19 protein-coding genes and 1 riboswitch are annotated in these 21,840 nt (G+C 62.8%); of the genes, 5 read left to right on the forward strand and 14 right to left on the reverse strand.

Annotation, left to right across the window (positions count from 1 at the left end; genetic code table 11):
• Nucleotides 1-329 precede the first annotated feature (329 nt).
• The gene (locus tag BUC24_RS26100; RefSeq protein ID WP_073223637.1) at nucleotides 330-1,118 is read left to right on the forward strand and encodes a PEP-CTERM sorting domain-containing protein; all 789 of its coding nucleotides are present in this window, start codon (nucleotides 330-332) and stop codon (nucleotides 1,116-1,118) included.
• A 61-nt stretch (nucleotides 1,119-1,179) separates the two neighbouring features.
• On the opposite strand, the gene BUC24_RS26105 is transcribed toward BUC24_RS26100, so the two are convergent.
• From BUC24_RS26105 to cobT, 13 genes are all read right to left on the reverse strand, one after another.
• A complete protein-coding gene (locus BUC24_RS26105) occupies nucleotides 1,180-2,652 on the reverse strand; it encodes a cobyric acid synthase (protein WP_073223639.1) in 1,473 nt (490 codons plus the stop codon).
• Nucleotides 2,649-3,524: a cobalamin-binding protein gene (locus BUC24_RS26110; protein ID WP_073223641.1), complete on the reverse strand. Its 876-nt coding sequence runs from the start codon at nucleotides 3,522-3,524 to the stop codon at nucleotides 2,649-2,651. Before BUC24_RS26110 ends, BUC24_RS26105 begins: the two co-directional genes overlap by 4 nt.
• On the reverse strand, nucleotides 3,521-4,513 hold the full coding sequence (gene cobD / locus BUC24_RS26115; RefSeq protein ID WP_073223643.1) for a threonine-phosphate decarboxylase CobD: 993 nt from the start codon (nucleotides 4,511-4,513) through the stop codon (nucleotides 3,521-3,523). The genes BUC24_RS26110 and cobD overlap by 4 nt, the downstream gene beginning before the upstream one ends.
• Nucleotides 4,506-5,450 (reverse strand): adenosylcobinamide-phosphate synthase CbiB, encoded by a 945-nt coding sequence (gene cbiB, locus BUC24_RS26120; protein WP_073223645.1) that lies wholly within the window; start codon nucleotides 5,448-5,450, stop codon nucleotides 4,506-4,508. Before cbiB ends, cobD begins: the two co-directional genes overlap by 8 nt.
• On the reverse strand, nucleotides 5,435-6,001 hold the full coding sequence (cobU, locus tag BUC24_RS26125) for a bifunctional adenosylcobinamide kinase/adenosylcobinamide-phosphate guanylyltransferase (RefSeq protein WP_073223647.1): 567 nt from the start codon (nucleotides 5,999-6,001) through the stop codon (nucleotides 5,435-5,437). The genes cbiB and cobU overlap by 16 nt, the downstream gene beginning before the upstream one ends.
• On the reverse strand, nucleotides 5,998-7,308 hold the full coding sequence (locus tag BUC24_RS26130; protein ID WP_073223649.1) for a cobyrinic acid a,c-diamide synthase CobB: 1,311 nt from the start codon (nucleotides 7,306-7,308) through the stop codon (nucleotides 5,998-6,000). Before BUC24_RS26130 ends, cobU begins: the two co-directional genes overlap by 4 nt.
• Nucleotides 7,302-7,904 carry a cob(I)yrinic acid a,c-diamide adenosyltransferase gene (gene cobO, locus BUC24_RS26135; protein WP_073223651.1) on the reverse strand — a complete coding sequence of 201 codons (603 nt, stop codon included), beginning with the start codon at nucleotides 7,902-7,904 and terminating at the stop codon, nucleotides 7,302-7,304. Before cobO ends, BUC24_RS26130 begins: the two co-directional genes overlap by 7 nt.
• Nucleotides 7,901-8,674, reverse strand: coding sequence for an ABC transporter ATP-binding protein (locus BUC24_RS26140; protein ID WP_073223653.1), 774 nt, complete (start codon nucleotides 8,672-8,674; stop codon nucleotides 7,901-7,903). The genes cobO and BUC24_RS26140 overlap by 4 nt, the downstream gene beginning before the upstream one ends.
• Entirely contained in the window at nucleotides 8,671-9,696 is a 1,026-nt protein-coding gene (locus BUC24_RS26145; RefSeq protein WP_073223655.1) for a FecCD family ABC transporter permease, read from the reverse strand. Before BUC24_RS26145 ends, BUC24_RS26140 begins: the two co-directional genes overlap by 4 nt.
• Before the next feature lie 8 nt (nucleotides 9,697-9,704).
• Nucleotides 9,705-11,558, reverse strand: a complete 1,854-nt coding sequence (locus BUC24_RS26150; RefSeq protein WP_073223658.1) for a TonB-dependent receptor plug domain-containing protein — start codon at nucleotides 11,556-11,558, stop codon at nucleotides 9,705-9,707.
• A gap of 124 nt (nucleotides 11,559-11,682) precedes the next feature.
• A riboswitch (cobalamin riboswitch) is annotated at nucleotides 11,683-11,904 on the reverse strand.
• Nucleotides 11,899-12,441 (reverse strand): histidine phosphatase family protein, encoded by a 543-nt coding sequence (locus BUC24_RS26155; RefSeq protein ID WP_073223659.1) that lies wholly within the window; start codon nucleotides 12,439-12,441, stop codon nucleotides 11,899-11,901. Its footprint overlaps the riboswitch before it by 6 nt.
• Nucleotides 12,442-12,443: 2 nt before the next feature.
• On the reverse strand, nucleotides 12,444-13,223 hold the full coding sequence (locus BUC24_RS26160; protein WP_073223661.1) for an adenosylcobinamide-GDP ribazoletransferase: 780 nt from the start codon (nucleotides 13,221-13,223) through the stop codon (nucleotides 12,444-12,446).
• A 3-nt stretch (nucleotides 13,224-13,226) separates the two neighbouring features.
• Complete coding sequence (gene cobT / locus BUC24_RS26165; protein WP_073223663.1) at nucleotides 13,227-14,261, reverse strand: nicotinate-nucleotide--dimethylbenzimidazole phosphoribosyltransferase; 1,035 nt, start codon at nucleotides 14,259-14,261, stop codon at nucleotides 13,227-13,229.
• 144 nt (nucleotides 14,262-14,405) lie between these two features.
• Here cobT and BUC24_RS26170 point away from each other — a divergent pair, with 144 nt between their 5' ends.
• Nucleotides 14,406-15,872 (forward strand): DUF2868 domain-containing protein, encoded by a 1,467-nt coding sequence (locus BUC24_RS26170; RefSeq protein ID WP_073223673.1) that lies wholly within the window; start codon nucleotides 14,406-14,408, stop codon nucleotides 15,870-15,872.
• Entirely contained in the window at nucleotides 15,869-17,341 is a 1,473-nt protein-coding gene (locus BUC24_RS26175) for a DUF3482 domain-containing protein (protein WP_073223665.1), read from the forward strand. The genes BUC24_RS26170 and BUC24_RS26175 overlap by 4 nt, the downstream gene beginning before the upstream one ends.
• Here BUC24_RS26175 and BUC24_RS26180 read toward each other — a convergent pair.
• Nucleotides 17,335-19,461 (reverse strand): TonB-dependent receptor family protein, encoded by a 2,127-nt coding sequence (locus BUC24_RS26180; RefSeq protein ID WP_073223667.1) that lies wholly within the window; start codon nucleotides 19,459-19,461, stop codon nucleotides 17,335-17,337. The two genes, BUC24_RS26175 and BUC24_RS26180, sit on opposite strands and share 7 nt — an antisense overlap.
• Nucleotides 19,462-19,655: 194 nt before the next feature.
• Between BUC24_RS26180 and adh the strand changes: the two genes are divergently transcribed.
• Together adh and BUC24_RS26190 are read left to right on the forward strand one after the other, a co-directional pair.
• Nucleotides 19,656-21,176 (forward strand): aldehyde dehydrogenase, encoded by a 1,521-nt coding sequence (gene adh, locus BUC24_RS26185; protein ID WP_073223669.1) that lies wholly within the window; start codon nucleotides 19,656-19,658, stop codon nucleotides 21,174-21,176.
• Complete coding sequence (locus BUC24_RS26190) at nucleotides 21,176-21,553, forward strand: DUF779 domain-containing protein (RefSeq protein WP_073223671.1); 378 nt, start codon at nucleotides 21,176-21,178, stop codon at nucleotides 21,551-21,553. Before adh ends, BUC24_RS26190 begins: the two co-directional genes overlap by 1 nt.
• Nucleotides 21,554-21,840 lie beyond the last annotated feature (287 nt).

The raw sequence follows: 21,840 nt of genomic DNA on the forward strand, positions 1-21,840 counted from the left end.
GATAGTGCTGCAACCAGTGTGAAAGTAGGTTATCGTCAGGCTAGTTATAAAAGAAAGACCCCAGAGCAGAAATGCTTCTGGGGTTTTTTTTCGTCTGATGCTTTGTAAGATGCAATTCAAGTTTTTCACCAGCAGCATGCAGTGTCGAGAAACCTTACAATTAAAATAAGTTCAACTTTACGCCTCGCCTAAGTCATTGATTTTCATAAACATTTTCCAGTTCGCAATCGTGGTCCAGTTCTTGCTATATCTCTGCTGCACTTACAGTGTTTTTAAGCAAAGATTTCAGAAAAAACGACACTCTATTGTCTAACTACTAGGGAAAAACCATGAAAATGATGTCATTGAAGAAGGCAGCACTGGCCCTGACCTTGCTGGTCAGCGCTACCGCACAAGCTGGTGTTGTCAAAGTTTGGGGCGAGCAGATCAGCGGCCCAACCCTGAACACCATCAACAGCTTCTACAACAGCCTGGCCGGTCACTCCTCGACCATCGGCGTAGGCACCCTGGACACCGTCAACCTGACTGGTGTCAATCTGCTGTGGGCCAGCCAGCCATCTGATGCTTACACCCCAGCTGAACTGATCGCCATGCAAAGCTTCCTGGCATCCGGTGGCCGTATCGCCTTCCTGGGCGAGCACGGTACGATTTCGCCAAACGAAAACAACCGCATCAATGCTGCTCTCGCCGCACTGGGCAGCACCATCAGCATCAACAACGTGATTCTGGACAGCGGCTTCCGCACCGCCAGCGTCGGTGACGGCCAAATCCTGGCGCATCCGCTGACCAGCGGTGTTAACAACTACGAGTACGCAGCTTTTGCACCACTGAGCGTCAGCGGCAGCGCTGTTGCTCTGATGTTGGGCGAAGATTCGTACCTGGGTCAGCCTAGCGTCATGATGGCCTACCAAAACATCGGCGCCGGTAGCATCTTCCTGATCACCGACCAGAACGTCTTCGATCATTCATCGACCAACTGGGGCGGCGCTTTCAGCAACGGCCGTATGTTTGAAAATCTGCTGGTTGGTAACACCCAAGTACCAGAACCAGGTTCGATGGCCTTGCTGGCTCTCGGCGTTGCTGGTCTGTACGCCGCGCGTCGCCGCAAAGCGAAGTAATATTTAGCACTCAAAAAAAAACCGCCGGCAACGGCGGTTTTTTTTGTCTGCTGCAAACGCACTAAGGCTTGAAGCTGCCGTCGCTACGGGCGGGAAGCATGGCAAGTGCGTCATAGAGTGGCTGGGCAGCCTGCGCGATTCGGTCCAGGCTTGCTTCGCGCAGCTGTGCGGTATCCACCACGTGGTTGCTGTGCAGGCCGGCCCAGTCCAGCAGCGCTGAGCAGGCTTGGGGATCGTCGAACATGCCGTGCAGGTAGCTGCCTAATACCTGGCCGTCGTCCGATATCGCACCTTCAGGGCGGCCGTCTATGTGGAAGGCTGCGCGCGCAAGGGCGGCCCCGCTCGATACGCCCATGTGAATTTCGTATCCCGTCACGCTGGCGTCGGCAAAGGCGCAGGTGCCGCGCACCTGGACCAGTGTTTTTTCGCGCGACATTTCGGTGTGCATGTCCAGCAGCGCCAGGCCGCGTGACTGCCCGCTGATCCCTTCGACGCCGTGAGGATCGTCCACCGTGCTACCCAGCATCTGGAAGCCGCCGCAGATCCCGATCACTTTTCCGCCATAGCGAAGGTGCTTGATGATGTAGTCGCCCCAGCCTTGCTCCAGCAGCCAGGCCAGATCGGCACGGGTGTTTTTACTGCCGGGGATGATCAACAGGTCGCATGGTGGCTTTGCTTCGCCCTGGCGCACAAAGCGCAGGTCCGCATCCGGGTGAACGCGCAAAGCATCGAAGTCGGTGTGATTGCTCATGCGCGGAATTGAGGGAACCACGATCTTGAATGCGCCCTGCGTCGCCTGCACCGGCTGCACCGCGTCCTCCGCGTCCAGGAACAGGCCCTGCAGATAGGGCAGCACCGCGAGCACGGGCTTGCCGGTCTGCTGCTCCAGCCATCGGTTACCGGGTTCGAGCAGCGCGATGTCGCCGCGGAAGCGGTTGATGACAAATCCGACGATGCGATCGCGCTCGCTTTGCGACAGGCAGGAGAGCGTGCCGACGATGTGCGCGAAGACGCCGCCACGGTCGATGTCCGCCACCAGAATCACGGGACAGTCCACCGCTTCCGCAAAGCCCATGTTGGCAATGTCGCGGTCGCGCAGATTGATTTCGGCCGGACTGCCTGCGCCTTCCACTACCACGGCCTGATGTTGTTCGCGCAGGCGGCCGTAGGATTCAAGTACCGCCGCCATGGCGACCGTCTTGTACTGATGATAGTCACGCGCGTTCATTTCGGCGCGCACTTTGCCATGAATGATCACTTGCGCGCCGATGTCGCTGGAAGGTTTGAGCAGCACCGGATTCATGTCGGTGTGGGGTGGCACACCAGCTGCAATCGCTTGCAGTGCCTGGGCCCGGCCAATCTCGCCGCCGTCCGCCGTGACCGCGCTGTTGAGCGCCATGTTCTGCGGCTTGAATGGCGCCACGCGCACCCCGTCGTTCTTCAGTAGCCGGCATAGAGCAGCGACCACCGTGCTCTTGCCCGCGTCCGACGTGGTCCCCTGGACCATCAAGGTGTGAAAGGGGAAGGACTTCATGGGGCTTTGCGGCGCTGGCGAGCCAGATCCAGCTTTTCGCACAGCGCAGCGGCGCCGTCGATCATGCGCGGGCCGGAGCGGTTGAGCAAATTGCCATCGACCCGGTACAGATTGCCGCGCTTGACTGCGGTCATGGACGGAGTCGCCTTCCATATATCCAGTCCACCATCGTCCGCGGTGCTGCCGCTGATAATCACTTCCGGATCTTCCTGCAAGACGCCCTCGATATCGACCACGGGCGCGGTGACCTTCAGGCGGGCAAACACATTTTCGGCGCCGCAGATGCGCGCGGCGTCGCTGATGATGTGCTCCCCATTGAGCGTATACAGCGGCTTGTTCCAGAACTGGTAGAACATGCGCACCGGCGCCCGCTTTGAATATTGGGCGCTGAGGGCCGCGAGTTTGGCGCGCAAAGCCGCGGCAGCGCTATCGGCCACTGGTTCGGTGCCCATCAATTGTCCGATCCGGGTCAGATTGCTGGCGATGTCGTCCAGTTTTTTCGGCTCACTGTGAAATACCGGGAAGCCAAGTGCGCGGATCTGGTCAATCTGACGTTCGGAGCTGCCATGCATCCAGACCACGATCAGGTCGGGCTTCAGGGCAGCGACGCGTTCCATATCGATCTGGCGGTTGCTGCCGACCCGTGGCAGCTTTTTCGCGGCTTCCGGGTAGTCGCTATAGTCGACTGCTGCCACCAGCCGATCGGCACCGCCGGCCGCGTAGACCATCTCGGTCACATGCGGGGCCAGCGAGATAACACGCATGGCGGGTTTGGCCAGCGTGACTGCGCGGCCATCATCATCCTTGACGGTGATGGCCGCGCTGGCGCCCTGGGTCAGCATGCATGCGGCCAGAAAGATCAATTTTTTCATGCTGTTCTCTGCTTCCATTCGGTGAGTGCGGTCTTCAAGCGCTGCCAGGCAGCTTCGTCGGGCGGCAGGCCAAGGCGAATGCCGCGCGCCGCGTGTGGGAAAAGGCGCACCCAGATCTGTCGCTGCGCCATGTGTTCGCGAAACGCTTCCGGTGCGGCTTCTGGCCACCACTGGAACATCGCACAGCCGTGCGAGACGATGCCATGTTTGGCCAGAAGCTGGCGCAGCCGCGCACCATCGGCCATCAGCCGTTCCTGCGTGGCGTGCTGCCAGGCGCTGTCGCGCAGTGCAGCCTGCGCGATCTGCTGCGCGGGGCCGCTGACAGTCCAGGGCCCCAGCGTACTACCCAACAGCGTGAGTACTTCTTCGTGCGCACCAACGAAACCGACGCGCACCCCCGCCAGGCCGAAAAATTTTCCGATGGAGCGCAAAACGATCAGCCCTGGCCGATTGCTCCATTCAGCCACGCTCGCCTCTGGCGTGACATCGCCGAACGCCTCGTCGACAATCAGCCAGCCACCGCGGGCTGCCAGGTCGAGCGCCCAGGCAAGCAGCGTCTCGCGGCCAACGGTTTCGCCGGTAGGGTTGTTGGGATTGCAGACCACCATGATGTCGCACGATGGCAGCTCGCCAGCCAAATCCTGATACGCCACTTCCCGCACCGCGTGGCCGTGCCGCTGCCAATGATGCGCATGCTCCGCATAGGATGGTGCGGCCACGACGACACGCCGTGGCATGCGCATTTGCGGCAGTGCCTGGATGGCGGCCTGGGTTCCGGCCACCGCCAGCATGTGCGGGGCGCGGTAATAGGCCTGGGCTGCGTCGAGCAAGCCTGGATCGGGCTCGGGTAGCCGGTGCCATGCGTCCGGCGCTGTCTGCGGCGCGGGATAACCACGGGGGTTCAGACCCGTCGACAGATCAAGCCACTCGTCGCGTGCGCCGCCGTAAAGCGCCATTGCCGCACGCAGATTACCGCCATGTTCAAGCATGAAACGCCTCCCACAAACACGCGCCGGTCGCCGTGGCGCACGCGAGTGCGAGCCACAGGAGCGTGGTGGCCTGCACCAGTTTCCACGCGCGCTCGATATCGTGAGCGCCAGCGGGCATACCGTCGCCCAAGGGCGGACGCTGTTCGGTCACGCCGTCATATACGGCTGCGCCGCCCAGGGCCACACCCAGCGCGCCGGCGCCGCTGGCCATGACCGGGCCTGCATTCGGGCTGGGCCACGCAGGTGCCTGAATGCGCCAGCAGCGCCAGGCGAGTGCGCGATTGTCTGCCAGCCCAACGTAGGACAAGGCAGTCAGCCGCGCGGGCACAAAGTTTAGGACATCGTCGATGCGCGCAGCCACGCAGCCAAATTCGTTAAAGCGCGCATTGCGATAGCCCCACATCGCGTCCAGGGTATTGGCAAGCCTGAACAGGACCGCGCCGGGCCCTCCTGCGACTGCGAACCAGAATAGTGTGCCGAATACGGCATCGTTGCCATTCTCAAGCAGCGATTCGGCGCTGGCCTTGGCCAGATCCTGCGCGCTGGCGTTGGCGGTGTCACGGCTGACGATGCGTGCGGTCAGCTTGCGGGCCAGTGCCAGGTGGCCGTCGAGTAAAGCGCGTGCGATGGGCACGTTGTGGTCGCGCAGACTGCGCAAGCCGAGTGCGAAATACAGCAGCACGGCATGGGCGATCAAGCCGGCCAGACCGCAGATCCAGAGCGCTGCGATCGTAATGGGCACCACCGCCAGCACCCAGGCCAGCGCGCCGCGCAGGTAACGAACTTTGCCCGCGTTGAGCGTGCGTTCGATTACCGCGGCCAGATTGCCAAAGCCAACCAGGGGATGCCAGCGTTTTGCCTCGCCCAGCAGAAGGTCGAGCAGTACACCCGCCAGCAGCAGTGCCGCCAGCTGCAGTACGCTCAGGCCGGCAAGCATGGCGCCCCCTTAAGTACCAGCGGCAGACCTGCGGCGATGAAGACGGCGTGGTCACAAACCGCCGCCACCGCCTGATTGAGCCGCCCCGCTTCATCCGTAAATATGCGCGACACCGCACCCATGGGGACGATGCCCATGCCGACTTCATTCGACACCAGAATAATGTCGCCTCTGGCGTGCGCAAGCACGTCGAGCAGCGCCTGGCGCTGCTGGTGGAACAGTGCCGGCAGTTCGGCCGTTCCCGTCTCCGGATAGCGGCGCCCATCCGAAAACATCAAGTTCGTCAGCCACAGCGTAAGACAGTCAATCAGAATGACGGTGCCGGCACTGTCATGCCGTTCAATGGTCTCCGCCAGCGCGATCGGCTCTTCGATCGTGGTCCAGCCATGCTCGCGGCGGGCGCGGTGGTGCGCGATGCGCTGCGCCATTTCAGCGTCGCCGGCACACGCGGTGGCCAGATAAAACCGCTCATGCCCGGACGCTTGTGCCAGCCTTTCCGCATACAAGCTCTTGCCCGAGCGCGCCCCGCCCAGCACCAGTGTGGTGCTCATACAGCACTTCCCGAAAACAGGGCCGCAACCGCAGCGGGGCAGGAGGGGAAGTAGGCGTGGAAGTAGGACGCCGTGAGCGAACCGGCGCGGTACACGGATTCACCCGCTGCACCACTTGGATGCTTGATGGTCTGCGCATGCACAGGATGGCTGGTGGCCAGCGTCGAGTAGTGGAAGGTATGGCCACGCAGGACGCCATATTCGGTTTGCCATCCCTGAGAGCCAAGTCCGGCCAGGCGCTTTTGCATGGCTACGCGGCCAGGCAGCAGCGCCGCCATAGGCCACTCGGCGCCGCTCTGGTCAGCCAGCGATTCGGCAAGTGCCATCATGCCGCCACATTCTGCCAGGATCGGCAGTCCTGCCAGGTGCGCAGCGCGGATCGACTGCTGCCAGATGGCCGCGTCCGACAGCGCCTGCGCGTGCAGCTCGGGATAGCCGCCAGGCAGATACACGGCGTCGGCATCAGCCGGTACCGCATCGTTGGCCAGCGGCGAAAAGAAGATCAGTGTGGCGCCCAGTGCGCGCAGCGTCGCCAGGTTGGCGGGATACAGGAATGCGAAGGCGGCATCGCGCGCGATGGCAATGGTTTTACCGGCCAGCAGCGGCGCGACCGGCTCTGCCTGGGCCGACAGGTCGATGGCGCTCGGGCGCAGCGCAGCCCAGGCGGCTTCGTCGAAATCGAGCTGCATTGCCAATGTGTCGAGCAGCAGATCAATATCGGCTTGCTCGCCGGGCAGCACCAGTCCCAGGTGGCGCTCGGGCAGGGCTTTGTCCTGGCGCGGCAGCGTCGCAAACAGGGGGATGTCGCGCAGCGAGGCTGCCACCATCGTCGCGTGGCCGGGACTGGCCACGCGGTTGGCGATCACGCCGGCCATGTCCACCGGGCCGTAATCGCGCAGTCCGTGCACCAGCGCGCCGGCCGTCTGCGCCATGGCAGAGGCATCGATGACGGCCATGACCGGAAAGCCGAAGGTGCGGGCCAGATCGGCCGAGGATGGATTGCCATCGTACAGACCCATGACACCCTCGATCAAAATGACATCAGTGTCGGGCGCCATCGCGGCCAGCTGACTGCGGCACTGGTCCAGGCCCACCATCCACAGGTCGAGCGAACCGACCGGTGCGCCGCTGGCGCGTTCAAGCAGCATGGGATCAATGAAGTCAGGCCCGCATTTGAAGACGCGCACCCGCTGGCCGCGCTTGACCAGTGCACGCGCCAAGGCCGCGGTCACGGTGGTTTTACCCTGGCCGGAGGCCACTGCTGACACCAGCAGCACCTTTACCTGGGCGTGGCCACGCTCTACCATTCGGTCCCCGCCTGCGCGCCAATGCCTGCTTTGAAAGCATGTTTGACGACCGCCATTTCGGTGACGGTATCGGCCACGGCGATCAACTCGTCCGGCGCGCCGCGCCCGGTGATGACGACGTGCTGCATGTCCGGCCGGTCGAGCAGGTCAGCGATGACAACGTCAACGTCGAGGTATTTGTATTTGAGTGCGATGTTCAATTCATCGAACAGCACCAGACCGATGCTGGGATCGGCCAGGAAGGTTTTGGCCATTTCCCACGCCTGCTGCGCTTTGGCGACATCGCGTTCGCGATCCTGCGTTTCCCAGGTGTAGCCTTCGCCCATGGCGTGAAACTGCACTTCGTCAGGGAAGCGGCGCAGGAATTTCTCTTCGCCGGTCGACATGGCCCCCTTGATGAACTGGACCACGGCCACCTTCATCCCGTGTCCCATTGCACGCACCACCATGCCGAAGCCGCTCGAGCTTTTGCCCTTGCCATTGCCGGTATTGACGATGATGATGCCGATCTGCTTGTCGGCAGCGGCGATTTTTGCATCGATGATGGCTTTTTTTCGTTCCATGCGCACGCGGTGGCGCTCGTTGATATCGCTCATGTGGATTCCTCGGTAGGGATGAACAGGCGCCGTGCGCCGTGTTCGATAACTTCAATCGGGTGGCCCAGATAGCGGCTCAGAATGGGCGCTTGCATGACTTCGTCGACGGGCCCGGCCAGCCATTCGCCATCACCCATCAGCAGCAGGGCGTGGCTTGAGGCCTGGTGCGCGTGGCTCAGGTCGTGTCCGATCATGACCACGGTCTTGCCCTGCTCGCGGCACAGGCGCGACAGCAGCCGCATCACGCTGACCTGGTGGGCCAGGTCAAGCGCATTGGCCGGTTCGTCCAGCAGCAGCAGCGGTGTATCCTGGGCCAGCATGGCGGCAATGGCCACGCGCTGGCGCTCGCCGCCGGACAGGGTGCGCACGTCGCGCTCGGCCAGGTCGAGTACCTCCATCGCTGCCAGCGCATTGCGGGCAATGGCCAGGTCATCGCTACCCTCCCAGTAGCGGCTGGCGTGATACGGGTGGCGCGCTGCCAGCACGGTTTCGATCGCGCGGTACGAAAATGCGTCGCTGCGCGACTGCGGCAGAAAGGCGCGATGGCGCGCCAGATCTTCCAGCGGCCATTGCGCCAGCGTGCGTCCGTCCATGGCCACGGTGCCAGCGTCGGCATCGCGCAGACCCGCCAGGGTGCGAATCAAGGTACTTTTACCGGCCCCGTTGCGGCCGATGACGCACCAGCTTTCCCCCGCGCGCACATGCCAGTCCAGCTTGCGGACCAGCGTACGGCTTCCTGCTGTCAGTGTGAGTTGGCGTGTCTCGATCATTTGCGGTGCAGCCTGTGAAGTTGGTACAGGAAGACCGGCGCGCCGATCAGGGCAGTCACCACACCCACAGGCAGCTGCTGTGGCGCCAGCACGGTGCGAGCCAGGGTATCGGCCAGGACCAGAAAGGCGCCGCCGGCGAGCGTGGCTGCGGGAATCAGCAGGCGATGGTCGGGACCACAGGCAAAGCGGCAGGCGTGCGGCACGATCAAGCCCACAAAGCCAATGCTGCCGGCGCTGGTCACGGCGGAGGCGGTGAGCAGGCCGGAGGCGAAAAACAAGCCTTTGCGCAGGGCGCCAACGCGCACGCCCAGGGTCGCTGCCGCTTCCGCGTGCAGCGCCAAAACGTTGAGCGCGCGTGCGCTGCGCAAGGCAAACAGCAGACCGGCAGCCAGCACTACCCACGGAATGACCCGCAGCGGCGCGCCGGCCAGATCGCCGATCATCCAGAAAATCATGCTGCGCAAGCGGCTTTCGGGCGCGATGGACAGCATCAGCGTGACCATGGCCATGCACAGCGAAGATAGAATCACGCCCGTGAGCAGCAGAAGCGAGGCCCCGCCTTCAGCGGCTGTGCCGCCGCGCAGATCGCGCCGGGCCAGAAAATACAGCATCATGGACACGCCCACCGCGCCCACGAAAGCGAAGGCGTCAACCACCCACAGCGCCGCCATGAACATCAGCGAGGCCAGCGCGCCGACCGATGCGCCAGCCGAAATGCCCAGCACATACGGATCGGCCAGCGGATTGCGCAGCAGCGCTTGCATCATTACCCCGGCCAGGGCCAGGGCGGAACCGGTAACAAAGGCCACCAGCGCGCGCGACAGGCGCAGTTCCAGCAAGGTGGCCGCGAGCGAGCCGTTGCTTCCGCTGGCCAGCTCCATCAGCGCCCCGGGCATATCGGCCAGGGGCACCGGTACTGATCCCACCATGCCGGAGATGATCAGACTGGCGACCGCCAGCAGTGCCAGCGTGGTGATGATGACGCTGGCGCGGTGGCGCATGTTGCGGAAGAACGGATGCACGCAGTCTCCTATTTGATACCGTAGCGCAGGCCGACGTAGATTTGCGACCCAGGTGTGGCGTAAGTGCGCGCCAGTTCATATTGCTTGTCGGTGGCGTTGTTCCAGCGTACCTCGGCACGCCAGTCGGGCGCAAAGCGGTACGAACCGTACAGGTTCAGCAAGCCGTAGCCGGCCAGGGTACGGGTGTTGGCGACATCATCGAAGCGCTTGCCCGAGAGCTGAACCGCGGCACCGGCCACGATGGCACCGGCACTGTATTCGAGCGAGAAGTTAGCATGCTTTTTCGAACGGCGCACCAGCTGCTTGCCGGTCGTGTCATCCTGCGGATCCTGGAAGTCGGCGCCGGCCTGGAAGGTAAAGTCGGCCACGCGGGTGCGCGCCCCGATCGACAGGCCCGACAAGGTCGCCTTGTTCACGTTGTAGGCGCAGCCAAACGCGTGGGTTGCCGGTTCAACCGGGCACACCGCGGTGCTGACCAGCAGGTCGGTCAGGCGATTGCGGTAGTAGACGGCAGTCGCTTCGGTGGCGCCGCTGTTGTAGGTAAAGCCGCCTTCGACGTTTTTGCCCAGCTCCGGACGGTTGCTCGCCACACCGAATCCTGGAAAGTACAGTTCATTGAAGGTGGGCGCGCGGAAGCTGGTGCCGTAACTGGCATTGGCGCGCAGTTCGCGCGTAATGCGGTAGCCGTAGCCAAGACCGCCCGTGCTCTTGGAGCCGTACTGGGTACTGTCGTCCAGACGTGCGCTGGCGCTGGCCAGATGATTGCCCCGCTTGAGCGAATACGACAAGGCCGCGGAATTGGTGGCGCGGCCCGTGGTCAGCGCCGCGGTCGAGCTGGAGACCACCTCTTCCTCGCGCCGCTCCAGTACCATTTGCAGCAGGTCGGCGCCAATCGCCAGGTCGCTTTGTGCGCTGTAGGCGGTCAAGCGGGTGTCGATGCGGCTGGTGCTGGTGGCGGTCAGGTTGGCCGCCTTGTCGTCCGCGCGCGAGGCCTGGAACTTGAGCTGCCAGTTCGGCAGGATCTGGTGTTTGGAGAACAGCGCCACGCTGTTTTGCTTTTGCTCGCTGCGGGCGTCAAAGCTGGACGCACCGGCATCGTACTGCGAATCGAGGTCGCTGAGCATGAACAGCACGCCCGCTTCGTGACCGGTGGCCAGGGTGGCAGCGAGCTGGCCGCTGGCGCTGGTCTTGCGGTAACCGTCATTGTCGGCGTTGTACGAGAAGTTGCCCGGCCTGGTGGCCGAGAAACCGTCATCCTGGTCGCGCGTGACCGCAAACGCGTAACTGATCGCGCCGCTGCTGCCGCTGATGGCTGCGTCGGCGTTGCGGGCCTTGTCGCTGCCCACGCCGACGGCGGCCGTCACGCTGGGGGCACCCGAACCGCGTTTGGTAAATACCTGTACCACGCCGCCGATGGCGTCGGCGCCATACATCGTAGCCAGAGGGCCGTAGATGATTTCGATCCGGTCCACATTGGCCAGCGGCAGGGCCGACCAGTTAGCCACGCCGGTGGTGGAGGAGCCAATGCGCACGCCGTCCACCAGCACCACGGTCTGTTTTGAATCGCCGCCGCGAATGAACACGGATGCGCTGCTGCCAGGGCCACCGTTGCGCGCCACTTCAATGCCGCGCTGCTTTTGCAGCAGATCGACGATATTGCCGGCGCCGGAACGGGCGATGTCTTCCGCGCTGAGCGTGACATGGTCGCTCAGTACATCGGCGGCGGCGGTCGGGGCGCGGGTCGCGGTCACGAGCACGGTGGACATGGCCGCTTCGGTGGTGGCTTCAGCGTAAGCGAAAGAGGAGGTGATGGCTAGCGCAAGCGAGGACAGGGCCGCGCGGCGGGATACAGGAAAGGTCATGGCATTTCTAATAGAGTAAGCAACCGGCCGAGTTCCCCGTTGGCCGGATTGAAAAGAAATGCGCAATGCGGATCGTCAGACTGGGCGGAACGAGTTCCGGCCGCGCCGCGAACAACCCCGCTCGCACACTTCCACCTGTCTTGGCCGGTATCCGGGCTGGCAAGTGCGGCCGTCTCACCTTCCCATGCCTGATTGGCACAGTGGTTTTTCGAGGCGGCTCGTCGTCGGTCAGGACGACACTTGCTTACCGTTGCGGGGGCAGCACACGTTAGCTGGAAGGCTTCGTGTTTCCCGTTTAACTGCACACATGGACATGCGTGCGGGCACCAAAACGTGACAATTATACACAGTCGATGACGATGACCTGGCCGTAGCCGATGGCATGCGGCTGTTCTGCCGCTGCGCGGGCCATGCACAGTGGGTCCAATCCGCGCTGGCGCGCTGCCAGCAGGCGCATGCTGCCGGCATGGCAGATCACGATCGCTTCGGGCAGCTGCTGGCCCAGCAGGTCATTGTAAAAAGCGTCGATGCGCTCTGCCATGGCGAATACGCTTTCGCCGCCGCCAGGCCGATAATGGACCAGGTCCGCCGCCCACGCCTCGATGTCGGCGCGGGCGATATCGTCCCAGCGCTGCATTTCCCAAGCGCCGAAATCGAGTTCGGCCAGACGCGGATCGACCCGTGCCAGCGGCTGCAAGGCGGTAGCGAGCGAGGCGCAGCGGCGCAGTGGGCTGGTGTACACCGGCACCGCGGACGGCAGCATCTGGCGCAAAGCGGTCAGGCTGGCGGCTTCCAGCGTTGGATCGACAGCCAGGTCGGTGCGTCCATAGCACACGCCCTTGGCCACTTGCGGCGCCAGATGGCGTACCAGATGCAGGCGCATCGCTACTGCGCCAGCGCCGCGGCCAGGCACAAATAGATCGCGACCTCGCTGACCTGCTGGACTGCGCCGAGACAGTCGCCCGTGTAGCCACCGATGCGGCGCACGAATTTGGCCCCCAGCCAGATAGTGGCGCCGGCGGTTGCCAGCAGGGCCGCGCCAAGCTGCGGCCAGGCGGACGGGGTGAGTACGCCGGCCGCCAGCAGGGGCGCCAGAGCGCACACCCCGGCAGTGATGAATTCACCGGTGGTCATGTGCTGCGCCATCGGCTTGGCCTTGCCTTCGTCGCGCGCGTAGTCGAGTTGCCAGATCAGGGACGTGGCGGCAAAGCGCGACAGCGGATGGGCAATCAGCAGCGCCGCCACGGCACTGGCCGGCGGCAGCGCCGACAGCAGAACGCACTTGAGCGCAAGCAGCAGACCGGCTCCCACCGCGCCATAGGTGCCGATGCGCGAATCCTTCATGATTTCCATGACACGTTCGCGGCTCATGCCGCCACCGAAGCCGTCGCACATGTCGGCAAAGCCGTCCTCGTGGAAAGCACCGGTCAGGTAAATCCCGGCTGCGGTGGACAGCAGCACCGCCACCGGCGCCGGCCACAGGCTGCAGGCCGCGTAGTACACCAGCGCGGCCACTGCTGCCACCAGCAGGCCGACCAGCGGGAAGTAGCGCGCGGCGTGCTGCAGCCACTGCGGCTCAAACCCGACCCAGCGCGGGATCGGCAGGCGGGTGAAGAACTGCAGCGCGATGAAGAACAGTCTGACCTGATGGACAAGGTACCCCATGGGCTAGGCCGATTTGTCGCTGACCTGGGCCGATTCAAACGTTGCCATCTCGCGCAGGAAGGCGGCAGCGGCGCCAAGCAAAGGCAAGGCCAGCGCGCAGCCGGTACCTTCGCCCAGGCGCAGGCCCAGGTTGAGCAGTGGGCGTGCTTCCAGCTCGGCCAGCATGCGGCGGTGGCCATGTTCGTCGGAACAGTGCGAGAACACGCAGTAATCCAGAATGGCCGGTTGCACCTTTGCCGCAAACAGCAGTGCGCTGGTGACGATGAAACCGTCGATCAGCAGGACCTTGCCACTTTCGGCTGCGCCCAGCATGGCGCCGGCAATCATGGCAATTTCGAAGCCGCCGAAGGTGGCCAGAATATCAACCGGCTCGTTGACGTGGGCGTGGCTGGCAACGGCTGCTTCGATCACTTTTTGTTTGTGCAAAATGCCATCGCGCGACAGGCCGGTGCCGGCCCCCACGCAATCGGCGACCGGCACACCGGTCAGCTTGTGCATCAGCGCGGCCGCAGCTGTCGTGTTCCCGATTCCCATTTCGCCAAAGCCGACCACGTTCCCTTCCAGGGTCAGTGCCAGCTGGCGGCCATGTTCAAGCGCGCTGGCGCATTCGGCCGCGCTCATGGCCGGCTGGTCGGCAAAATTGGCGGTGCCCGGGCCAAGTTTGCGGTCCAGCAGATTGGGGCGCACGCCAAAATCATGATTGACGCCCGCATCGATGACCTGCAAGGCGCAGCCGCTATGGCGCGCCAGCGCATTGATGGCGGCGCCGCCGGCCAGGAAGTTCTCCACCATCTGCCACGTCACGCTTTGCGGATAGGCCGAAATACCTTCGGCCACCACGCCATGGTCGGCGGCGAAGACCAGGATGGCCGGTTGCGCGATGCTGACATCGACCGTGCGCTGCACCAGGCCAAGCTGCATGGCCAGCGCCTCGAGCGTGCCCAGGCTGCCCGGCGGTTTGGTCTTGTTGTCGATGGCGCGCTGCAGAGCTGCGCGCAAAGGCGGGTTGGCGGTGGGCTGGATGGTGGGAATGTACATGGGAGCGTGGCCTGTTGTTGTCAATTTTTGCCGCGCTAAGATAGCACAACCCGAAAACCGCCTGCGCGGACGCCCCCCGCGATGGGCGGAAATGGGGCACAATTGACCGTCAATGTTGTCTTTTCACTCAAGGACAGGATCAGCATGAACGAACAAGTTGCCCGCGCAGTGGTGCTGGTGCGCGCCATCGAAACCGCCGATGTAAAACGCGAGGTGCTCAGCGCCGATGACCGTAAATACGCCAGCAGCGCGGCGCGCGAGCTGGCCCAGTGGCAGGCGTCGGAAAGCGGCAGCGCCTTCACGCGCGAACAATTCCTCGAACAGCGCTGTGAGCAAGTGAGCAAGCGCCTGGCTGAACGGTTTCCCGCGCTGGGCGTGTTCTTCACGCGCCGCAGCGCCATGGCTGGTCTGGCGCTGGTGCTGCCCGTGCTTGCTTTGCTGATTGGGGCGGGGCTGGACCGCATTGGCGATCCGCACCGCGTCGATCTGCTATCGGCCCCACTGATATGCATTATTGTCTGGAACCTGGCGATGTATCTGTTCCTGGTGGCGTGGCGGCTGCTGCCGTCGTTGCGGCGCGGCGCGCGCTTGATTGACTTTATTCCAGCGGCCAGGCTCAAGCTGCCCGCGGCGCTGCCGCGCAAACTGCCGCAAGCCCTGGCGGCAGGCCTGGCCGAGTTCATCCTGCAATGGAATGCGCTCAGTGCGCGCCTGAATCGCGCGCGGCTGGCCCGTACGCTCCATCTTGCGGCGGCCATGTTTGCCGCTGGCGCCATGCTGTCACTGTACGCACGCGGGCTGCTGACGGAGTACCGGGCCGGCTGGGAAAGTACTTTCCTCGATGCGGCCCAGGTCCATGCGATTCTGTCAGCCCTGTTTGCACCGGCGCTCAAGCTGCTGCCGCTGCACGGCTTTTCGCTCGGTGACATCGAATCGCTGCGGTTTTCCAATCCACCATCGGCCGCGGGCGGGGCGCGCTGGGTCCATCTGTATGCAGCCACGCTGTTCTTGCTGGTGGTGGTGCCACGCCTGGTGCTGGCGCTGCTGTGCCACTGGCGCGCGCGCGCCCTGCAAACCAATTTTCCGATTGATCTGGGACAGCCGTACTTCCGCCGGCTCGATGAGCAGGCCGGCCTGGGCGGGCCGGCGCTGCTGCGCGTGATTCCCTACAGTTTTACCCTGGATGAAGGGCGCCAGAAAGGGCTCTCCGAGCTCGCGCTCAAACTGTATGGCGACCAGGCGCGCGTGCTGCTGCGTCCGCCGTCCACCTATGGTGAAGAGCCTGAAGTGGCACTACGCGAAGTGAGCCTGGACGATCCTTCCGTCACCTGCACGATTGCCCTGTTCAATCTGGCCGCAACACCGGAAAAGGAAAATCACGGCACTTTCCTCGATTACCTGGTGCGTCACTCGCGCCACGGCGTGACGGTGATGATCGATGAATCCACCCTGCTAGACCGCAGCGACAATATGCGCCTGATCGAGCGCATCAGCCTGTGGCTGCGGTTTTGTGAATTCCACGGCGCGCCCGCCACCGTCGTCAATCTGGCCGAACCGGAGCGCTACGAAGCCGATCAGCGCGCCGGTCTGCGGCTGTCGAAAATTTCATGAGCGAGCATATTCAGTGCGCGCTGATTTCGCACACCAACAACGGCAAGACCACGCTGGCGCGCACGCTGATTGGCACCGACGTCGGCGAGGTACGCGACGCGGCCCACGTGACGCAATTGGCCGAGTCGCATACGCTCCTCAAGACCCCCGAAGGCGATCTCCTTTCGCTGTGGGACACGCCGGGATTCGGCGATTCGGTGCGCCTTTTACGCCGGCTCGAACTGTCCGGCAATCCGATCGGCTGGTTTCTGCGCGAAGTGTTCGACCGCTACCGCGACAAACCCTTCTGGCTCAGCCAGCAGGCGCTGCGCACCGCAAAAGATTCGGCGGACGTGATTCTCTATCTGGTCAATTCGGCCGAGGCGCCGCAGGATGCTGGCTACCTGCCGCCCGAAATGAAGATCCTTGCCTGGCTTGGCAAGCCGGTGCTGGTGCTGCTTAATCAGCTCGGGCCACCGCGCCCGGTGGCGGCCGAACAAGCCGACCAGCAGCGCTGGCAGGACTACATGAACACCTATCTGATCGTGCGCGCGGTGCTGCCGCTCGATGCGTTTGCCCGCTGCTGGGTGCATGAGAGGGTATTTTACGAAGCGGTAGGCGGCGTGCTGGCGCCCGAGCGGCAGGCCGGCTATGCGCGCCTGCTGGCGCAATGGGCCTCTGAAAATGAGGCGCGCTTTGGCGCGGCCATGCGGGTGACGGCGGCACAGCTGCTGGCAGCCGCCCAGGACAGCGAACCGGTGGAAGCGGGCGAGGGCGGCCTTCTGCACAGTGCCATGAAAGTGGTTGGTCTTGGTCAGACGGCCGAGCGACAGCGCCACGACAAGGCCATGGCGGCACTGATCGAACGTCTGGAGGCGCATATCAATAGCGCCACGCGCGAGCTGCTGGCGCTGCACCGCATCGATCCGGGCAAAGCGGCCAAGCTGAACGCGCGCGTGCAGCAGAACTTCAAGGTGCGCGCCCCGCTCGACAAGGCACAGGCAGGTCTGCTGGGCGCGGTGGTGTCGGGCGCGGCGACGGGGCTGGGCGCCGATCTGATGGCAGGTGGCCTGACCTTTGGCGCTGGTGCCCTGCTGGGTGGTTTGATGGGCGCGCTGACGATGGCTGGCGCTGCCTGGGGCTTCAATACCAGCACCGATCGCAATCAGACGTCGGTCAGTTTTGCCGATGAATTTCTGCGTACGCTGTTGACGGGCAGCGTATTGCGCTACCTGGCTGTGGCGCACTTCGGACGCGGGCGCGGCGACTTTGTCGAAGCAGAGGCGCCGGCGTTCTGGCAAAACGAAGTGGAGCGGGCGCTGACCGAAGAAGAACAGACGCTGGCCCAACTGTTGCAGGATGCGCGCAAGGGGCAGCGTACCGAGCCACTGGAACAGTTTCTCAGTATAGTCGTGCGGCGTATCTTGGCGCGTCTGTACCCACTGCCAGTCTCGCAGGCAGCAGGTGGACAGTCAGCGCAGTCTTACTGAAATGCGTACTGTGCGCTGAAACCGGCCATCCAGTTACGGCCGGGGGCTGCTTCGTAAAAGCGTTTGTTGGCGTCGCCGATGATCAGCGAGCCGACGTATTTGTGGTCGCTCACGTTGTTCAGGCGGACAAACTGCTTGAAGCGCCATCCTCCCGATTGCTGCTTGGCCTGGGCGCGCAGATTCAGAACGGCATAGCCGGGCGCAGGAATCTCCGTGTTGGCGTCTTCGGCATAGGCCTTGCTGCTTGCAATCGTCTCGACCGCGGCGCCGAACGCGCCGCTGCTGCTGGTCCATGCGAGTTCACCGAACAGGTTAGCATTCGGCACGCCGGGCAGGCGGCTGCCTTGCGCTACATTGCCGAAGGGTTGATCGTAGATGGCGCGTAGCAGCGTGACGGCCAGGCGCGCATCAATGCCGGCGCCAAGCTGGCTATCGACCGACAGTTCGCCGCCCTGGCGCAAGGTTTTGCCGGCATTGCGGTAACTGGTGCGCCCGCCCGTGGCGACGTCGACGACCAGTTCGTCATCGGTCTTGACCTGGAAAAGCGCCGCATTGACGCGCGTGTGCGCCCCAAGGATCGCCTTGACGCCGGTTTCAAGATGCGTGCTGGTGGCAGGGCGCAGCTGGAAGTTGAAACCCGCGCCTGCTCCGGAATAGAACAATTCGTTCAGGGTAGGCGCTTCGAAGCCGCGCGCAGCACTGGCATAGACATTGAGCGTAGGTGAAGCCTTGTACAGCAGACCCACGACAGGGGTGGTGTGGCGGAAATCGACACGGCCGCTGTCGTCGCCATTGGACAGATAACGGTCGCGCACATCAACCTTCATGCGGCTGTGGCGCAGGCCTGCGCTGGCGACCCAGTCGTCGCGCTGCCATTCGCTCTGGAGATAAGGGTCGATGCTGGACACGCGATCGGTCTCGTCCCGGCGCAGCGCGCCTTGCAAACCGAACTGCGTCCCAATGAAGTTTTCGTAGCCCTGGCGTTCGTCGCTGGAGTAGCCGGCATCAACACCGACAGTGGTCGTCAGCTTGCCACCGCCTAGTTGGCGCACGTGGACATAATTGATGTCAGCACCATGGAAATCGCGGTCAAAGTCGACCACGCCGCCGGACTGGGTTGCCGGGGTCTGGACAAAGCGCGAGAAGGCCTGGAACTGAATCACCTGGCGCGTGCCCGCATACAGCGTGGCGCGCAGGCGGTCATCACCCAGGCGCTGCTCGAATGCGAAACCGGCTTGCTTGTGGTCGATGCTCTTACGCGTGTTGTAGCGTTCAGCCAGTGTACGGCGCGGCGTTTGCGTATCGCTCGCATCGGTCTCGCCGGCGCGCGCATCGCGCTGGTAGGTGGCCCAGGTGACGCCGAGCGGGTCCTGGGTATCGTCCTGGCGCAATGCGCTGGCGCTGATGGTCAGGCGGCTGGTCTTTGAAGGCGCTAGCGTCAGCTTGGCGAAGGCCTGATCACGCGTGGCCGCGCTGTGCGCGCGATAGCCATCGGTATCGAAGCGTGACGTGTCGATGAGGTAGCCGATGCCGCCTGCTTCGCCCTGCGCGTTGATGTCGATCTTGCGGGCGTTGTCGCTGCCTGCAGCGATGCTGGTCTCAACTTCCGGCTTGCCCTTGCCATCGCGGGTAAACAGCTGGATGGTGCCGCCTGCGTGGTTGCCGTAAATTGCGGAGAAGGGGCCGCGCAGGACTTCCATGCGCTCGGCCATGTCAAGATTGAAGGTGGCGGCCTGGCCCTGGCCGTCGGGCATGGTGGCCGGGATGCCGTCGGCGATCAGTTTGACGCCGCGTACACCAAAGGCGGAGCGCGCACCAAATCCACGCGAGGATATCTGCAAGTCCTGCGCATAGTTCTGACGGTTCTGCGCCACCAGACCAGGCACTGCGGCCAATGCCTCGGACGCGTTCACCCGCATCTGCGTGTCGCGGATGCGGCGCGCGTCGACCACGTCGATCGCGGCGGGCAGGTCAAAACTGGCGTGTTCAATCCGGCTGCCGCTCACGACCACGACATCCATGGGCGGCTCGGCAGCGGCGGCTGGCACGGCTAAGGCGAGCGGTCCGAGGGCCGCAGCCACCAGGCTCGCTGCGGTGTTCAGTTGAAACGGTCGTCGCATGCATTCTCCGATACTATGTCTTTCTGCCCTGACCGGGCGCTTACCCGGTGCTGCAGTTCTTGATGTCAGCGGTGAGCAATATACCTGCCAGCGCGTTTTTCTGCCGCCGCGATGTTTTTCTTGATTTTCATCAATAGGTTTTCTAGATCCAGATCTAATCTACGTTGACACAATCTTTCAGGAAAGAGGACGACATGAATCTCGCGGATATCAGCAAACTCGGCGTCGCAAACCCGTTCAAGCAGCGTTACGACAATTACATCGGCGGCGCCTTTGTTCCGCCTGTTAAAGGGGAATACTTCGGAAACGTCACCCCGATTACCGGGCAGGTATTCTGTGAGATCGCCCGTTCCGGGGCCGAGGATATTGAAAAGGCGCTGGATGCGGCGCATGGCGCCAAGGCCGCCTGGGGCAAGACCTCGCAGGCCGAGCGCGCCAATATCCTCAACAAGATCGCCGACCGGATGGAAGAGAACCTCACTTTGCTGGCCACCGCGGAGACAATCGATAACGGCAAACCGATCCGCGAATGCATGGCCGCCGATATTCCGCTGGCGATTGACCATTTCCGTTATTTTGCGGGCTGCATCCGCGCGCAAGAGGGCTCGGTTGCGCAAATTGACCATGAAACGTACGCCTACCATTTCCATGAGCCCCTCGGCGTGGTGGGGCAGATCATTCCCTGGAATTTCCCGATACTGATGGCGGTATGGAAGCTCGCGCCGGCATTGGCTGCGGGCAACTGTGTAGTTATCAAGCCGGCCGAGCAGACGCCGGCGTCGATTATGGTGTTGATTGAGCTGATAGGCGATTTGCTGCCACCGGGGGTGCTCAATATTGTCAACGGTTTTGGCCTGGAGGCCGGCAAGCCTCTGGCGTCGAGCAAACGTATTGCGAAGATCGCGTTCACCGGTGAGACGGCCACCGGCCGGCTGATCATGCAGTACGCGTCGCAAAACCTGATTCCCGTCACGTTGGAGCTGGGCGGCAAATCGCCGAATATCTTCTTTGCCGACGTCATGGATGCGGACGACGATTATTTCGACAAATGCCTGGAAGGGTTTGCCATGTTCGCGCTCAATCAAGGGGAGGTGTGTACCTGTCCGTCGCGCGTCCTGGTGCAGGAATCGATTTACGAGCGTTTTATTGAACGTGCACTCGCTCGCGTCAAGTCGATCAAGCAGGGTAATCCACTTGATGCAACCACCATGATCGGTGCGCAGGCATCGCAGGAGCAGCTGGAGAAAATCTTGTCCTATCTCGATATCGGCAAGCAGGAGGGCGCCCAACTGCTGGCTGGCGGCGAGCGTAATACGCTGGCCGGCGATATGAAGGACGGCTTCTACGTGCATCCGACCGTCTTCAAGGGCGATAACAAGATGCGCATCTTCCAGGAAGAGATTTTTGGACCGGTGGTGTCGGTAACGACCTTCAAGGATGAGGAAGACGCGCTACGGATTGCCAACGATACCTTGTATGGCTTGGGCGCCGGTTTATGGACACGCGACGGTTCGCGCGCCTTCCGCGTCGGGCGGGCCATTCAGGCAGGGCGGGTCTGGACCAATTGTTATCACCTGTATCCGGCCCATGCCGCGTTTGGCGGTTATAAACAATCAGGAATCGGGCGCGAGAATCACAAGATGATGCTGGACCACTATCAGCAGACCAAAAATCTCTTGGTCAGCTACAGCCCCAAAGCGCTGGGATTCTTCTGATGGACAGCGTACCGGCCCGGGTTGTCGCAACCGGCGAAGCTCTGGCGATGCTCGATACTCTGCGCAAGCGGCACGGGCCGGTGCTGTTCTTTCAATCGGGGGGCTGCTGCGACGGCAGCGCCCCCATGTGCTACCCGCTGGGGGAATTCAATATCAGCGACACCGATATCCACCTGGGTGATCTGGATGGATCACCGTTCTATATAGGGAGCGAGCAGTTCGCGTATTGGCAGCACACCCAGTTGATCATCGATGTTGTCAGTGGCAATGGCGGGATGTTCTCGCTCGATAACGGTACGGGGAAGCGTTTCCTGACCCGTTCCCGGCTGTTCACCGATGCCGAAAATGCCATGCTCGCAGATATTTTTTCGAAATGAGCTTGCGGGCGCTCTGGCGCTTTGCTATAGTTCGCCTCCCCGATGAAAACGTTAACGAAATCAAGTAGTTAACGAAGTCTGAAAGGAGTGCCGGAAACGGCGCTGTAACAAAAAGAGGTTGACGATTTCAAAGCTGTGCTTCATAATCTCGCCTCTCTGCTGCAACGAACACAACGCTTCGTGATGCGCAGAAAGCAGTACCGAATAAGTTCTTTAACAATTAACAGTCGATAAGTGTGGGCGTTTGATGAAGGTGCCAAAGACTTCGGTCTTTGAATACTTAAATT

The organism is Massilia sp. CF038 (genome assembly GCF_900129765.1).
Taxonomy (GTDB): Bacteria; Pseudomonadota; Gammaproteobacteria; order Burkholderiales; family Burkholderiaceae_D; genus Telluria_A.

Coding starts and splice junctions, on each gene's coding strand:
- cobU (WP_073223647.1), bottom strand. CDS start 6,001: ATGAGCACCACACTGGTGCTGGGCGGGGCGCGCTCGGGCAAGAGCTTG.
- cobO (WP_073223651.1), bottom strand. CDS start 7,904: ATGAGCGATATCAACGAGCGCCACCGCGTGCGCATGGAACGAAAAAAA.
- cobD (WP_073223643.1), bottom strand. CDS start 4,513: ATGCTTGAACATGGCGGTAATCTGCGTGCGGCAATGGCGCTTTACGGC.
- BUC24_RS26155 (WP_073223659.1), bottom strand. CDS start 12,441: ATGCGCCTGCATCTGGTACGCCATCTGGCGCCGCAAGTGGCCAAGGGC.
- BUC24_RS26160 (WP_073223661.1), bottom strand. CDS start 13,223: ATGGGGTACCTTGTCCATCAGGTCAGACTGTTCTTCATCGCGCTGCAG.
- adh (WP_073223669.1), top strand. CDS start 19,656: ATGAATCTCGCGGATATCAGCAAACTCGGCGTCGCAAACCCGTTCAAG.
- BUC24_RS26150 (WP_073223658.1), bottom strand. CDS start 11,558: ATGACCTTTCCTGTATCCCGCCGCGCGGCCCTGTCCTCGCTTGCGCTA.
- BUC24_RS26175 (WP_073223665.1), top strand. CDS start 15,869: ATGAGCGAGCATATTCAGTGCGCGCTGATTTCGCACACCAACAACGGC.
- BUC24_RS26130 (WP_073223649.1), bottom strand. CDS start 7,308: ATGGTAGAGCGTGGCCACGCCCAGGTAAAGGTGCTGCTGGTGTCAGCA.
- BUC24_RS26110 (WP_073223641.1), bottom strand. CDS start 3,524: ATGAAAAAATTGATCTTTCTGGCCGCATGCATGCTGACCCAGGGCGCC.
- cbiB (WP_073223645.1), bottom strand. CDS start 5,450: ATGCTTGCCGGCCTGAGCGTACTGCAGCTGGCGGCACTGCTGCTGGCG.
- BUC24_RS26100 (WP_073223637.1), top strand. CDS start 330: ATGAAAATGATGTCATTGAAGAAGGCAGCACTGGCCCTGACCTTGCTG.
- BUC24_RS26140 (WP_073223653.1), bottom strand. CDS start 8,674: ATGATCGAGACACGCCAACTCACACTGACAGCAGGAAGCCGTACGCTG.
- BUC24_RS26105 (WP_073223639.1), bottom strand. CDS start 2,652: ATGAAGTCCTTCCCCTTTCACACCTTGATGGTCCAGGGGACCACGTCG.
- BUC24_RS26180 (WP_073223667.1), bottom strand. CDS start 19,461: ATGCGACGACCGTTTCAACTGAACACCGCAGCGAGCCTGGTGGCTGCG.
- BUC24_RS26190 (WP_073223671.1), top strand. CDS start 21,176: ATGGACAGCGTACCGGCCCGGGTTGTCGCAACCGGCGAAGCTCTGGCG.
- cobT (WP_073223663.1), bottom strand. CDS start 14,261: ATGTACATTCCCACCATCCAGCCCACCGCCAACCCGCCTTTGCGCGCA.
- BUC24_RS26170 (WP_073223673.1), top strand. CDS start 14,406: ATGAACGAACAAGTTGCCCGCGCAGTGGTGCTGGTGCGCGCCATCGAA.